Origin of the sequence: Sutcliffiella horikoshii, assembly GCF_021991925.1 — a bacterium.
Taxonomy (GTDB): domain Bacteria; phylum Bacillota; class Bacilli; order Bacillales; family Bacillaceae_I; genus Sutcliffiella_A; species Sutcliffiella_A horikoshii_F.
On sequence record NZ_RXZI01000003.1, the window covers coordinates 528,379 to 543,087 of the forward strand.

General features: G+C 41.8%; 15 protein-coding genes and 1 pseudogene. 13 read left to right on the forward strand and 3 right to left on the reverse strand.

Going from position 1 to position 14,709, the window contains the following annotated elements; translation table 11 throughout:
• The first annotated feature begins 2 nt into the window (after window positions 1-2).
• From EKQ44_RS12140 to EKQ44_RS12190, 11 genes and pseudogenes are all read left to right on the forward strand, one after another.
• Window positions 3-1,301: an arsenic transporter gene (locus EKQ44_RS12140; protein WP_269151639.1), complete on the forward strand. Its 1,299-nt coding sequence runs from the start codon at window positions 3-5 to the stop codon at window positions 1,299-1,301.
• A gap of 184 nt (window positions 1,302-1,485) precedes the next feature.
• Complete coding sequence (gene arsC, locus EKQ44_RS12145; RefSeq protein WP_237663807.1) at window positions 1,486-1,905, forward strand: arsenate reductase (thioredoxin); 420 nt, start codon at window positions 1,486-1,488, stop codon at window positions 1,903-1,905.
• A 59-nt stretch (window positions 1,906-1,964) separates the two neighbouring features.
• Entirely contained in the window at window positions 1,965-2,333 is a 369-nt protein-coding gene (gene arsD, locus EKQ44_RS12150; RefSeq protein ID WP_237663808.1) for an arsenite efflux transporter metallochaperone ArsD, read from the forward strand.
• Between the two features lie 12 nt (window positions 2,334-2,345).
• The gene (arsA, locus tag EKQ44_RS12155; protein WP_237663809.1) at window positions 2,346-4,085 is read left to right on the forward strand and encodes an arsenical pump-driving ATPase; all 1,740 of its coding nucleotides are present in this window, start codon (window positions 2,346-2,348) and stop codon (window positions 4,083-4,085) included.
• A gap of 13 nt (window positions 4,086-4,098) precedes the next feature.
• On the forward strand, window positions 4,099-4,551 hold the full coding sequence (locus EKQ44_RS12160) for a protein-tyrosine phosphatase family protein (RefSeq protein WP_237663810.1): 453 nt from the start codon (window positions 4,099-4,101) through the stop codon (window positions 4,549-4,551).
• 135 nt (window positions 4,552-4,686) lie between these two features.
• Window positions 4,687-4,860 carry a hypothetical protein gene (locus tag EKQ44_RS12165; RefSeq protein WP_047969328.1) on the forward strand — a complete coding sequence of 58 codons (174 nt, stop codon included), beginning with the start codon at window positions 4,687-4,689 and terminating at the stop codon, window positions 4,858-4,860.
• 110 nt (window positions 4,861-4,970) lie between these two features.
• Window positions 4,971-6,014, forward strand: a complete 1,044-nt coding sequence (locus EKQ44_RS12170) for a zinc-binding dehydrogenase (protein ID WP_237663811.1) — start codon at window positions 4,971-4,973, stop codon at window positions 6,012-6,014.
• Between the two features lie 108 nt (window positions 6,015-6,122).
• The gene (locus EKQ44_RS12175; protein ID WP_237663812.1) at window positions 6,123-6,569 is read left to right on the forward strand and encodes a MarR family winged helix-turn-helix transcriptional regulator; all 447 of its coding nucleotides are present in this window, start codon (window positions 6,123-6,125) and stop codon (window positions 6,567-6,569) included.
• A gap of 74 nt (window positions 6,570-6,643) precedes the next feature.
• Window positions 6,644-7,505, forward strand: a pseudogene (locus EKQ44_RS12180) (permease).
• Window positions 7,506-7,647: 142 nt separating this feature from the next.
• Window positions 7,648-8,028, forward strand: a complete 381-nt coding sequence (locus EKQ44_RS12185; protein ID WP_237663813.1) for an ArsR/SmtB family transcription factor — start codon at window positions 7,648-7,650, stop codon at window positions 8,026-8,028.
• A complete protein-coding gene (locus EKQ44_RS12190) occupies window positions 8,015-10,144 on the forward strand; it encodes a heavy metal translocating P-type ATPase (protein ID WP_414491302.1) in 2,130 nt (709 codons plus the stop codon). The genes EKQ44_RS12185 and EKQ44_RS12190 overlap by 14 nt, the downstream gene beginning before the upstream one ends.
• A 275-nt stretch (window positions 10,145-10,419) precedes the next feature.
• Here EKQ44_RS12190 and EKQ44_RS12195 read toward each other — a convergent pair whose 3' ends face one another.
• A complete protein-coding gene (locus EKQ44_RS12195) occupies window positions 10,420-10,920 on the reverse strand; it encodes an endolytic transglycosylase MltG (RefSeq protein WP_237663815.1) in 501 nt (166 codons plus the stop codon).
• Window positions 10,910-11,290 carry a hypothetical protein gene (locus tag EKQ44_RS12200; protein ID WP_237663816.1) on the reverse strand — a complete coding sequence of 127 codons (381 nt, stop codon included), beginning with the start codon at window positions 11,288-11,290 and terminating at the stop codon, window positions 10,910-10,912. The genes EKQ44_RS12195 and EKQ44_RS12200 overlap by 11 nt, the downstream gene beginning before the upstream one ends.
• Before the next feature lie 236 nt (window positions 11,291-11,526).
• Between EKQ44_RS12200 and EKQ44_RS12205 the strand changes: the two genes are divergently transcribed.
• On the forward strand, window positions 11,527-13,275 hold the full coding sequence (locus EKQ44_RS12205; RefSeq protein ID WP_237663817.1) for a glycosyltransferase family 4 protein: 1,749 nt from the start codon (window positions 11,527-11,529) through the stop codon (window positions 13,273-13,275).
• A 14-nt stretch (window positions 13,276-13,289) separates the two neighbouring features.
• A complete protein-coding gene (locus EKQ44_RS12210) occupies window positions 13,290-14,351 on the forward strand; it encodes a sugar phosphate nucleotidyltransferase (protein WP_237663818.1) in 1,062 nt (353 codons plus the stop codon).
• 38 nt (window positions 14,352-14,389) lie between these two features.
• Here the strand turns inward: EKQ44_RS12210 and rpmG are convergent, their stop codons facing one another.
• Window positions 14,390-14,539, reverse strand: coding sequence for a 50S ribosomal protein L33 (gene rpmG, locus EKQ44_RS12215; RefSeq protein ID WP_010194590.1), 150 nt, complete (start codon window positions 14,537-14,539; stop codon window positions 14,390-14,392).
• Window positions 14,540-14,709: the final 170 nt, after the last annotated feature.

Consider the following 14,709-nt stretch of genomic DNA (forward strand, 5'->3'; position numbering starts at 1 on the left):
TTTTGCTTGATATAATTTTGGCATCTTTGATTTTTTTACTTACATTAGTATTTGTTATCTGGCAGCCTAAGGGACTGTCCATTGGTTGGTCAGCTTGTGGGGGAGCGCTGTTAGCATTGCTCTTTGGAGTAGTCACCTTTACAGACGTAATTGATGTAACTGGCATTGTTTGGAATGCAACATTGACGTTTGTAGCTTTAATCATCATTTCCCTCATATTAGATGAAGTAGGTTTCTTTGAATGGTCTGCGCTTCATATGGCACGATTCGCAAAAGGAAGCGGAGTGAGGATGTTCATCTATATCACCTTGCTAGGAGCAGTAGTAGCTGCATTCTTTGCGAATGACGGAGCAGCACTTATCCTCACCCCGATTGTGCTGGCGATGGTAAGGAACTTGCAATTTAAAGAGAAAATGATCTTGCCATTTATCATGGCTAGTGGGTTCATTGCGGACACTACTTCATTACCATTAGTAGTAAGTAACCTGGTGAACATTGTGTCAGCTGACTTCTTTGACATCGGGTTTGTGGAATATGCTTCACGGATGATTGTTCCGAACTTCTTCGCGCTAGGTGCAAGTATTGTGGTACTATACTTGTTTTTCCGTAAAAGCATCCCGGAAAATTATGATATGTCCGTATTGAAGGCGCCAAAAGAAGCGATTAAAGACGTGAAACTTTTCAACTTGTCATGGGTTGTACTTGCAGTCCTTCTTGTGGGGTACTTTGCAAGTGAATTTGCCGGCATACCTGTTTCATTCGTAGCAGCCTCTGTAGCTATCATTTTTCTCTTAATAAGCAGAAACAGCCCGGTAATTCACACGAAACAAATTTTGAAAGGTGCACCATGGGCAATCGTATTCTTCTCGATTGGAATGTACGTGGTGGTATATGGCCTAAGAAATGTAGGGTTGACGAGTGTTTTAACAGACGTCATCCAAATGGCAGCAGATGAAGGGCTTTTCGTTGCAACGATATCCATGGGATTCATTGCAGCAATCCTTTCGTCGTTTATGAACAACATGCCTACTGTCATGATTGATGCGCTAGCAATTAAAGATACCAATACCGATGGTGTAATACGCGAAGCGCTAATCTATGCCAATATCATCGGATCCGACCTTGGACCAAAAATCACGCCAATCGGATCGTTGGCAACACTTCTATGGCTACATGTATTAAGCCTGAAAGGTGTAAAGATCAGTTGGGGATACTACTTCAAAGTAGGTATCATCCTAACCATCCCGACCTTATTCATCACGCTACTCGGCCTATACTTCTGGTTATTAATAATTGGTTAAAAATATTAATGTTGTTTCCCTGTTGATTGAAGTGCAGGGTGTGAGACTCCTGCGGGAGGTAGCGCTAGGTTGAGACCCCACAGCGAAGCGAGGAGGCTCAATCAGCGCCCCGCGGAAAGCGAGCACCCGGAACGCAAATCAACAGGAGTTTAAGCCAAAATACAAAATAAAGGAGTTTTTCAACATGACTAAAAAAACAATTTACTTCCTATGCACAGGTAACTCTTGCCGCAGTCAAATGGCTGAAGGCTGGGGGAAAAAATATTTAAATGACGAGTGGGACGTTTACTCTGCAGGTATCGAAGCACACGGAGTAAACCCAAATGCAGTAAAAGCAATGAATGAAGTAGACGTGGACATCACCAACCAAACTTCTGACACAATCGACCCTGAAATCCTGAACAAAGCAGATCTTGTCGTAACACTTTGCGGACATGCAGCAGATGTTTGCCCTGCAACACCTCCGAATAAAGAGAGAGTACACTGGGGCTTTGATGATCCTGCCAAGGCAGAAGGAACGGAAGAAGAGAAATGGAAGTTCTTCCAACGTGTACGTGACGAAATCGGCGACCGTATCAAGACGTTTAGTGAAACTGGAAAATAATAAAACTGGCCGAGCGAAATCTCGGCTATTTTTTCTATATGGGAAAGGGGAAATGAGTAATGGCTAAAATTGAAATTTTTGATCCTGCAATGTGTTGTGCAACAGGAGTATGTGGACCAAGTGTAGACCCAGAATTGACAAGAGTGGCAAGCGCTGTATTTTCCTTGCAACAAAAAGGAATGGAAATTTTCCGCTATAATTTAGGCTCAGAGCCAGAACCGTTTGTAACGAATCAAAAGGTAAATGAATTATTGATGGAAAAGGGATCTGAATGCCTTCCGGTTGTTCTCGTTGATGGTGAAATAAAGAAGCTGGCTGATTACCCTTCAAATGAGGAATTGGCTCAATGGACAGGTGTAAATGCAGAGGAATTGGCTCATGAAAAACCAAAAAAGAAACTCAACATCACACTAAACTCAATCAACTAGGAGGGTGGCTTAATGCTCCCAACATTCCAACCGACAACAAATATACAAACACCATATCTATTTTTTACAGGTAAAGGTGGGGTTGGTAAAACTTCCACAGCATGTGCCACTTCCATTGCTCTTGCCAAAGAAGGCAAGAGGGTATTAATAGTCAGCACAGATCCAGCCTCCAATCTACAAGATGTGTTTGAAACGGAATTGACGAACGATATTTCGGAAGTACCAGGTGTAAAAGGACTTTTCGCCTGCAATCTTGATCCAGAGGAAGCGGCGAGAGATTACAGAGAAAGTGTGATTGGTCCCTATAAAGGGAAACTCCCTGAATCGGTATTGCTAACGATGGAAGAACAATTATCAGGAGCATGTACGGTTGAGATTGCAGCCTTTGACCAATTCTCCACTTTACTAACAAAAAAAGAGATTACTGGGCAATATGATGTGATTGTTTTTGATACAGCTCCAACCGGGCATACACTTAGGCTACTCTCCCTGCCTTCTGCGTGGACCAATTTCCTGGAAGAGAGCACGCACGGAGCTTCCTGTTTAGGACCACTTTCCGGACTTGGGGCCAAAAAGGAACTGTATGAACAAACGGTGCAGGCATTGTCTGATCCCTCGCAAACTCAGTTGCTCCTGGTAACAAGACCTGATGAATCGCCAATCATGGAAGCTGCGCGTGCCTCTGTGGAGTTGCGTGAAATTGGCCTTCATAATCAGCAGCTTATTGTCAATGGGCTAATGGAGAAGCCAGTAATGAACGATGAGGTATCCTTGGCTTTTTACGATAAGCAACAGAAAGCGATGGAAGTTGCCATAAGTACATTTGACGATATTCCCATGACTTATCTTCCTTATATCTCGTATTCCTTAACGGGTATCAGTCCGTTAAAGGCATGGTTTAACGGAGAAACGTTACAAGTTGAGCAAACAAGTCATGTAAACCCTGACATAATTACGGAACTTGCCGATTTTAATCAAGTGGTAAGTGATGTTATAAACCATAATCTTCGTGTAATATTTACCATGGGGAAGGGTGGCGTTGGTAAAACAACGCTCGCAGCCAAACTGGCAATGAAGCTTGCAGAAAAAGATGTGAAAGTCCATCTCACGACAACGGATCCTGCTGCGCATTTGGAGCATGCCTTAAAAGATAAAAGGAATGCCCATTTAACTATTAGTAAGGTGGACCCTAAGGCAGAAGTAGAATCATATAAAAAGCATGTTTTGGAACAATCGGCAGTGGGGCTAAGCGAGGAGCAAGTTGCATACCTTGAGGAAGATTTAAACTCACCTTGTACTGAAGAGATAGCAGTATTCCAGAAATTTGCCAAGATAGTTGGTCAGGCCGATGAGGAAGTGGTCATCATCGATACTGCGCCTACAGGCCATACATTGCTACTGCTTGACGCAGCTCAGTCATACCAAAAGGAATTATTACGTTCAACGGGTGAGGTGCCAAAAGAAGTACAAAATCTGCTTCCACGCCTTCGTAATGCCGATGAAACAGCAGTACTTATCGTTACCTTGCCGGAAGCAACCCCTGTTCTAGAGGCGGAAAGATTACATGCTGACCTTGAGCGTGCTTTCATAACCCCGCGTTGGTGGATCATCAACCAGAGTTTTGCTAATACAGAAACAACAGACCAAGTTTTATCAGGTAGAGGGAAACATGAACTACCCTGGATACAAAGGGTAAAGACCACGAAAGAAAAGTGCGCCATTCTGCCATGGGAAAAAGAGAACCTGTTGTAAGGAGTGAATGAAAATGACTAATGAAAAAAACTATCAATCATTATTGGAAAATGTCTTTATTGGCGGTGCCGATCAAGCGAGAGAGGCACATACAAATGAAGGCTTGGATGTTATTATAGACTTGCGGGCTGAAACGGTTAATGTGGAAGACAACCTTCCTAGAATTCATATGCCAATAGTGGATGATGCTTCACAACAGGACGAATCGGTGAAGGCAGCTATTGAATATGTAGTACAAGCTCAACAAGAAGGAAAGAAAGTATACTTCCATTGCTCTGGAGGGCGTAACAGAACCGGGACCGTTGCGATGGGTACCCTTCTTCACTTAGGGAAAGCTACTACTGTGGAAGAAGCAGAAAGGCTAGCAACTTCCATCCGTCCTGCCATTAATGTGAAGCCCGAATTAAAAGAAGTGCTGCAAAACATGTACGAAAAAACAAAGATTGAAATGAGCAAAAAAAATTAATAACAAGGCAGGTGACTGGCCGTGAAGGTTTCAAACGAAGCAAGAGACGTACTGACTGATATCCTGCGTGAAAACGGGGCAAGCAACATACGTGTTTACTTTGCAGGCTGGGGCTGAGGAAGCCCACAATTAGGATTGTCTCTGGATGAGGCAAAAGCAGAAGATAAAGTGGAAACATTAAATACAATAAAAGTGGCAATCGATCCGAAAATCGAAAGCATGACAACGGACCTTGTTTTGGATGTTCAGGAAACACCACAAGGGAAAGGGCTAGTGCTGTTGGGAATGAAGGATAGTGATTGTTGTTAAGTTAAAAGGAAGAGTAAGCTAAAGTTGAGCTTGCTCTTTTTTTCGTAAATAATATAAATAAGTTAATACTATGTGTAAAGATAAATGAAAGTGAGAAAGGTGTTGCCAATATGAAGGCGGTCCAAGTTACCGGATATGGAAATGTTGATATGTTGGAATTAGTAGACATTCCAATACCTGAACCCAAAGACAAGGAAGTACTTGTTAAGGTGAAAGCCTGTGCAATAAATAATACAGAAATATGGATGAGAGAAGGGGCATACGGTACCGGTTCTAAGTCCGGCTGGAAGCCAGAAGGTGTACAATTTCCACGTACACCTGGATCTGACATAACGGGAAAAATTGTAAAAATCGGAAGTCAGGTTGAAGAATCGATGATTGGAAAAGATGTTGTTTTATTCCCGTTTACGTCCAGTGGAGAAGAAGGTAAGGAACATATTTCGCAAGACATGTCTTTTATAGGATCGGAATATGACGGTGGATATGCGGAATACGTCGTGTGGCCTGCTGAGCTATGTTTAAATATGCCGCTTCCAAGTTATACGGAAAGTGCAGTTTTTTCAGTAAGTGGATTAACTGCATGGCATATGGTCAATCAGATTCACATTCAACCTGGCGAAACTGTGATGGTAACAGGGGCTAATGGTGGCGTAGGGTCCTTAAATGTACAAATTGCCTCAAAAGTTTTCGGTGCGAAGGTCATTGCAATCGTAGGGGACCTAAGCGGAGAGGAAAGAATAAAGGAATTAGGTGCGACACACGTTTTATCCTATAAATCCGATAATCTTTCTGAAGAAATATTAAAAGTCAATGAAGGGCCGATAGATTCTGTATTAGATGTAGTAGGAGATGCTTTATTTTCTACATCCCTTCAAGTGTTGAAAAATGGAGGGAAGTTTTGTATATCAGGCTCTGCTGGTGGCCAGAAGACAAATCTTGACTTTAGAACACTTTATCTTAAACACATCACCATGTATGGATCTGTCTTGGGAACGAGAGAAGAATTTAAAGATATGCTGCAGGCGATAGCGGAAGGTAAAATAAAACCTGTCATTGATAAAACATTTCCGTTAGAAAAAGCTAGGGAAGCCCAGACTTACTTCAAAGAAAAGGGGAAGTTAGGGAAAATTGTGTTATTGCCGGAAGAAGAATAATCAATCCTTTTCAGAATCAATTTATGCATTGGCGCTAGGAATATTTATTTTATAAATTAGTTGCAAAATGCAAATAAAAAACTATAATAAAAGTAAGAGGTGAAAATAATGGAAGATGTTAGAGCGATCCTTCAGATTACGATGCGAAGGTTTGGTATGTTAAATAAAAACTGCTGCTCGGTTGATGATCAGGACGTGTCTCAAGTGCAAAGCCATATTCTTTACGAACTAGCCAGAATAGAAAGACCTTCCATGCAACAAGTGGCGGAAACTATCGGGATGGATATCACGACATTCAGCAGGCAGATTCAAACCTTGGTAAAAATGGAACTGGTGGAAAAAAGACAATCCAGGGAAGACAAAAGAATGTATCATTTATATCTCACTGAAAAAGGTGAAAAATTGGAAGCTGAAATCAATCAACAAATGCTTCATTACTTAACAAATATTTTTTCTAATTTAAGCGAAAAAGAAAGCGATGAGGTAGTAGATTCTTTAAAGATATTGAATGCAGCGATGAGTAAAAGTAGTATGTGTTGTAAGCCGTTATATTGAGCAAGTTTCAACGCTTGCTTTTTTTAAAGAAATAATACTTGCAAAATGCAAATAAAAAATAGGAGTGATCTTTTATGTGGAAAGAAGTAATTACAAGTTTTTTGTACATTGCAATCGAGTTAACCGTTTTATTCGTTCTTATTACCTTTCTGGTTTCCATTATCCAATCTATTGTTCCATTTCATAAAATGGAGAAGAGGTTAAACAAAGGGAATGCGCTTATAAGTATTTGCTGTTTTGTTCGCTTTTATTACACCGTTCTGCTCCTGTTCCACTATCCCAATGGTGGTCACCTTGTTAAGAAAGAAAATTCCCTTTGGTATTGTAATGGTTTTTCTTTTTGCATCACCTGTACTGGATCCGACCATCCTAACTATCATGACAGCATTGCTAGGATGGAAAGTGGCCCTTATCTATACAGTTACAACGATAGCTCTTTCTATAATAATTGGGTTGTCATTAGGTAAATTAGGTTTTGAGAAGCAATTGAAAAATGTATTGCTGAAAAACTATCAGCCGGAAAGCAAAGGATTCAATCTGAAACAATCAGTAGCAGAAACACTTACGCTTATGAAAACCGTTTATCCTTTCTTATTAATCGGCGCTGCTATCGGTGCGCTGATTCACGGAGCTGTACCAACATCCTTTATCACACAGTATCTTGGAGGAGATAATTGGTGGCTCGTACCCATTGCGGCAATCATCGGGATTCCACTATACATTAGACTTTCGACCATGATTCCCATTTCTCAAATGATGATTGCCAAAGGAATGGCGTTAGGACCTGTGATGGCATTGTTGATTAGTTCTGCAGGGGCTAGTCTTCCTGAAGTAGCATTATTGAACAGTATCTTTAAAAGGAAATTGGTTGCAGCTTTTGTAGTTTCGGTGATAAGCATGTCTACGATTTCGGGGTTTTTGTTTTATCTTATATAATACGTGTTTAATGACGGAGGATGAGCAGATTGGCTTAAATGTGCCAATCTTCTTTTTTTTAGATTTGATGTGTTGACTATTTCCTTTGATATCGCATATACTAATATTCAAATGAACGTTTGAATATAAAGGGGAGCTTTCTGTGTCGACAAAATCCAATATCATAAAATGTCAGGACGACTGTGCAGATGAAATAAAAGTGAATGAAGTGAAAGAGCAAATAGATGATTTGATGACGAATGATGTTGCGAAGATATATCGTGCCTTATCCGACCCAACCAGATTAAAGATAGCACAGGCCCTGAATATTGCGGTGGAGCTTTGTGTTCATGATGTTGCCACCATTACAGAATCGACTGTTGCAACAGCCTCCCACCATTTAAGGCTATTACGGGACCTGGGACTGGCGAAGTTCAGAAAAGAAGGGAAACTAGTCTATTATTCATTAGATGATGACCACGTCAGGCAATTGATTGATATCGCCTTTACCCATCAAAAAGAGGTGAAGCATCGTGGAAAATAAACAAGAGGATCATGTTTACCGTATTCAAGGTTTAACATGCGCAAATTGCGCCCGAAAATTCGAGAATAATATTAAAAAGATAAGTGGAGTGACCGGTGCAAAAGTAAATTTCGGTGCATCTAAAGTTTCAGTCTCTGGTGCTGCAAGTATAAGTGATATCGAGAAGGCTGGAGCTTTCGATAACATAAAGGTTTCTCCTGAACAGGAGGAGATCCCTGTCGAAATGTCAGTACCATTTTATAAAAAACATACGACGGTTCTCCTATCATTTCTTTTCTTGATAGCAGGTTGGATTGCTTACTTTCAACAGGGAGAAGGGCATATTACCACCACATTCTTATTTGCCATTTCCATTGTTGTAGGGGGATACCGGCTGTTTATCACCGGCTTAAACAATTTGGCCCGCTTGCAATTTGATATGAAAACATTGATGACGATTGCGATTATCGGGGCAGCCATCATCGGAGAATGGGGGGAAGGGGCCACTGTTGTGATCCTCTTCGCCATCAGTGAAGCACTCGAATCCTATTCGATGGAAAAAGCGCGTGCCTCCATACGTTCGCTAATGAATGTTTCCCCTAAACAGGCGACTATATTAATAGAAGGAAAAGAACAACAAGTACCTGTGAGGGATATCCGAATAGGCGACAAGATGCTTGTAAAGCCAGGTCAAAAAATCGCCATGGACGGCAAGATCTTAAAAGGCTATGCATCAATCAGTGAAGCTGCGATAACCGGTGAAAGCATTCCTGTTGCCAAGGGTGTGGAAGATGAGGTGTTTGCGGGAACATTTAATGAAGATGGATTACTTGAAGTGGAAGTCACAAAGCGTGTAGAGGACACCACTATTTCTAAAATCATCCATCTTGTCGAGGAAGCACAGGCGGAAAGGGCTCCTTCTCAGGCATTTGTTGACAAGTTTGCGAAATACTATACTCCATTGATCATTATCATCGCTTTCCTTGTTGCAACTGTTCCACCATTGTTGCTGGCCTTGGATTGGAACACATGGATCTATCAGGGTCTTGCTGTACTTGTAGTCGGTTGTCCGTGTGCACTCGTCATTTCTACTCCTATTGCCATTGTGACGGCTATAGGGAACGCTGCACGGAATGGTGTGTTAATCAAAGGTGGAGTCTTCCTGGAAGAGGTGGGCCGAATGAAAGCAATTGCCTTTGATAAGACGGGGACGCTTACCAGGGGAGCACCAGAAGTGACGGATGTTCTAGCATTTAAAGATACAGAGGTAGAATTGCTTAAAATCGTTGCAACACTTGAAGGTGGTTCCAACCACCCGCTAGCTTCAGCCATCCTCAAGAAAGCGGAGGAAGTTGGAGCGACTGACACCGCCCATACCATGGAGAATTTTGAATCTGTTGCCGGGAAAGGAATAGAGGCATCCATCCAAGGGGTTCGATATAAAGCAGGAAGTCCCAATTGGTTTATCTCTGAAAAACATCCAGAAGTGGAGAAGTTTTCCGAAAGCATCCATCTACTTCAGAATGCAGGAAAAACGGTTATTGTAGTGGGTACACCGAATGAGATTTTAGGTATCATAGGCATCCGTGATGAAATCAGGGAAAGTAGTGCCTCTAGCGTGAAAGATTTAAAAGAGATGGGGATCCGCCATTTATACATGCTGACAGGGGACAATGATAGAACTGCCGAAGCGATCGGCCAAGAGGTAGATATTGACCAAGTTAAATCTAGTCTCCTGCCAGAAGATAAGCTCCGTTATATAAAAGAATTAAGAGAAAAGCACGGTAGCATGATGATGGTGGGGGATGGGATTAACGATGCGCCGGCACTTGCAGCTTCCTCAGTGGGTGTTGCAATGGGCGGAGCGGGCACGGATACCGCTCTTGAAACGGCGGATGTGGCTCTAATGGGAGATGATCTTCGGAAACTACCCTTCACAATCAGACTGAGTCGAAAAGCTTTAACCATCATTAAACAGAATATCGCGTTTTCATTGGGTCTTAAGATAGTAGCGCTCCTGCTGGTCATTCCGGGCTGGCTCACCTTATGGATTGCGATTTTTGCCGATATGGGAGCGACGCTTCTTGTGACGTTAAATAGCTTGAGGCTGCTGAAAGTTAAAGATAAACAAGAATAGTAAAAGCACCTCCATCACGGGAGGTGCTTCAGACTGTTGACAAACAATAAACTAGTTAGGTTATCTGTTGGAAAGTTGATCTTCGTTGCAGGAGCTTCGCTTTCCGCGGGCAGTCCGGAAGCCTCCTCGGGCTACGCCCTGCGGGGTCTTCCATGTCCTTTCCTCCCGCAGGAGTCTTCGCTCCTTCCACTGCGATCAACTGGAGAATTTCATTACTATAAGCTTTGTCTACACACTGAAGCACCTCCATCACGGGAGGTGCTTTTCTTTTTGTATTATTTGATCAATACGTCAGCGGCTTCTTTATAACTCATGCCTTTTTTCATTGTGAAGGTACCTGAACGGACCTTTGTTGCGATGTCACGGCCTTCGAGGTACTGGTCGAATTCCTTGTCATCCTCAATGATTCCTTCTCTTGCCAATAAAGCTGTTATTTCATAGGTCGCCATTCCATCAGGAATCACAATTTCAAAAGGCTCGTTGGATTCTTCTTTTTCCTCGACTTCTTCTTGTTTGCCCTCTTCCTCATTCTTCTCTTCTGTCACTTCTTCTTCTGCTTTAGGTTCTTCTTTTATTTCTTCCTCGGACTCAATGGCAGGTAGTAAATCGTTATACTCGGCCTTTGTTAACAGGTGCAGTTCATTTTCCGCGGCATAAGCCTTTACGGACTCGTCATTTAATGTAGTAGCCCCGGCGCTTACGATGGAATAGGCAACACCCATCACTCCTGTAGCAAAGAGGATTCCGATTGCGAAAGCTCTTAGATTAGTTCTCATTGGCTACATTCCCATTAAGTTTTGCAGATTGGAGAATCTGTTCTACTTTGTCCATTGATGTAGAAGTGAATTGAGAGATTTGCGAAGGAGAATATCCTTTTTGATAAAGGGAGATAGCGACGTCTTCCTCGCTGACGGTTTGGTGGTTGGATACCTTTCTTGTCTTGCTCTTATGTATAGGAGTGGATCCACCTAATAGTTCTTCCTCTAAGACTTTCATCTTTCTTTCCAACTTATACTTGTCTTGTACAACGTCAAAGGATAATTGTTCCATTTCCTTTTCCAAATCGGAAAACTTGTCATCTGTAAAAAAGGAAATCACGATTACTGCGACAGCAATAACAATCAAACTGATACTTGCAATTAACATCTTGTCACCTCAAAATTAGTTTCTCTCTTTTTTATATCATAGGTACAGAGATGGAAAAATAGTCTTTCGACAAATTCCTCAGAAAGTTTTGACGGTTTTGTGAACGTTTTTTGTCTACGGACATAAAAAATTAACACTTTATCACAAAAGACGACAAAAACCGGCTGTTGTAGAAAAGAAATTTTACGTGATAAGATGGAAGCAAAGATAGATTCGTGGGGGAAGAGGTTTGGTACATGGACATCACGGAGGGTAAACAGGAATATGTTCGTATAGTATTAAACAACATGGGGAAGTTTCAATGTGAATGGAACATCCATCCATGGAGAAAAGAGTTTGGGAAGGTATACCATGCAAAAGCTACAGACAAATTGGTGATTAGGCTAATAGGCTGGAACGGAAGCTTACAAACTGATAGAAACCATGCATACTTCTTGGATATAATGGCAGATAAGAACGAAGGGAGCATGGTGTTGCCGGATATTCTTGTTTTTAAGGTTATCCGTGCTGAAATAGGGGTTGGGCTGGATAAGGACTTTTTCCCTTTCTTACAAACGGATGACATGAAAATGGAGTGGAGGCGCGAACAGCTTATGGAACCTTCCGAGAATTGGAAGCCATTGAACTTCATTGACAGGCAAAAATGGCAAGCCTTTTCTGCAACCTACACTTACTATGGAAAAAGCAGCCGCCCTCATTCTTCGCAACGAACGGTACACGATATAGATTCCAGCATTTTTGAGGAATCTGTTACTTCTGAAGTATTCTATTCTGTAAATCAGTCACATAATCATTTCTTACATGAAGAAAAAAAACATACATTTACGATCATTATGCTAACATGGGAGTTTCCTCCAGCAGTTATTGGAGGACTGGGCAAACATGTATGGGAGTTATCTAAGCGACTGGCCCATGCCGGACATCAAGTGCTAGTGGTGACACCACACACCCTCGGGGCTCCTCCTAAGGAAATGGTGGAAGGAGTAGAGGTTTATCGTGCCAAAGAGGTGGCAAGTGATTATGATGACTTTCATCTTTATGTTGCACAGACTAACATGAACTTGGTGGAACAGGTACGCATCCTATCTAGCCGATACAGATTAGATCTTATCCATGCACATGATTGGCTGGTGGGGATTGCAACCAGGGCTCTAAAAGAGAACATGTCGCTCCCCGTTATATCTACTATCCATGCATTAGAAAATGGTAGAAGCAACCTTGAGCACCCTATACAACAACGCACGGATATATTAGAAGAGTTATTGATTCGTGACTCGGATGTGCTGATTGTTTGTAGTGCTTATATGAAAAAGGAAGTAGAAAAGAAAATCCATGACAACCATGCAATCCATATAATACCGAATGGAGCTCAGCTTTCATCTGAAAAAAGTAAAAGCATCTTGGATTTCATTGGTAGAAGGTCATTTTCCCATCTGGTTCTTTTCATGGGAAGGTTTGTACCGGAAAAAGGGATAACCACTTTAATAGATGCTGCAAGAACAACCCTTAAAAGCGACCCGGAATGCCTGTTTGTGATAGCAGGGAAGGGACCATGGCTATCGGATTATAAACGGGAGATTTCCCGCTTGGGGTTGGAGAAGAATATTTTGCTTATCGGATTTCTAAATGAAGTAGAAAAAGCGACCATGTTAGATTTAGCAGATTTACTGGTCGTGCCAAGTCTGTATGAACCCTTTGGAATAGTGGTCCTTGAAGGAATGGCAGCTGGAAAACCTGTTATAGCAGCAAGGACCGGTGGAATGACTTACATCATAGACCATAAGAGAACAGGCTTGCTTTTTTCACCGGGAAATAGTGCAGAGTTAAGTGAAAAGATTACCTGGTTACTTACAAATCCTGATGAGTGTATCAAGCTCGGCAGGAATGCGATGGATGAAGTGAAGCGAAAATATAACTGGGAAGATGTAAGAGAGCAGACAGAGGCAGTTTATAAAACAACAATCACTACTTCTTCCGTCCAGTAGGAGGGATCAAGCTGATGAAAGCGGTCATTTTAGCAGGGGGTAAAGGTACCCGCCTGTTACCATTAACCCAAAAACTCCCTAAACCACTAGTGCCACTGCTTAATAAACCTGTAATGGAATACAGTATTGAACTTCTGAAGGAACACGGAATAACAGAAATCATCATTACTCTCCAGTACTTGAGTGATAAAATAAGGAATTACTTCGGAGATGGATCACAGTGGGGCGTTCAAATCACGTACCTAGAGGAAAAAGTCCCACTAGGCACTGCGGGGAGTGTGAAGAATGCGGAATATCTCCTTAACGAGCCTTTCTTGGTCATAAGTGGGGATGCATTGACCGATTTCAATTTGATGGCTGGAGTCGACTATCATATTCAAAAGCATGCCCTCTTCACCATCTTCATGAAAGAGGTGAAGAAGCCGAATAAATTCGGCATCATTGATACGGATGAACAAGGACACATCCAGCGCTTCGTGGAAAAACCACTAAAAGAACAGGAATTCAGTAAAGTGGTGAATACGGGGATTTATGTGGTGGATCCGTTTGTTTTATGTATGATGGAAAAAGGAAAAGAGTATGATTTCAGCAAAGACATCTTTCCTAAACTCATCAAGAACGGAATGAGTCTCTATGGCTATCACGCAAGCGGCTATTGGAAGGATATTGGAAGCCACGAAGATTACAGGCAAGCCCAATATGATATGCTTGATAAAAAGGTTCAGGTCAACATCCCTGGTGAAGAAGTGCTTCCGAATTTATGGGTTGGTTCCAATGTGAAGATGGAAAGCAATGTGACCATCAATCGACCGGCATATATCGGAAATGATTCTTACTTAGGTGATCATGTGGTAATCGGCAAATACACGATTATTGGAAAGAGCTCGAGGATCAATAAGGACTGTGAACTGAGCAGGAGTATCGTCTGGGATGATGTGACGATTGACCATACCACACCATCAACCATAAAAAATGTGACCATTGCTCCACGTTACCAGATAAGCGAAGGCTACAAGGTGGGAACGTCTGTAAAAGTGAAGAACAAACAGAATATCAGTCCCGTGGAAGCGGGATAAAGGGCAAAAAAAATAAGCAGACAGGAAAATCCTGCTGCTTATTTTGTTTCACGGTGTACAGTTACTTTTTTCAATCTTGGGCTGTATTTTTTAAGCTCAAGACGATCTGGGTTGTTACGTTTATTTTTAGTAGTGATGTAGTTACGATCACCAGTTTCAGTACAAGCTAAAGTTACGTTTACGCGCATCGTTATCCCTCCAAACATATATTACATTCAATTCAGACCTTACTATAATATCACTTATTTTTTTAGAATGCCAGTTTTTTTTCGAGTTAGAAAAAATTATATTGGGGGTTGGGTAACTCTCTGTTGTCTTCCGTTCCGGGTGTTCGCTTTCCGCGGGGCGAGTGCTTGAG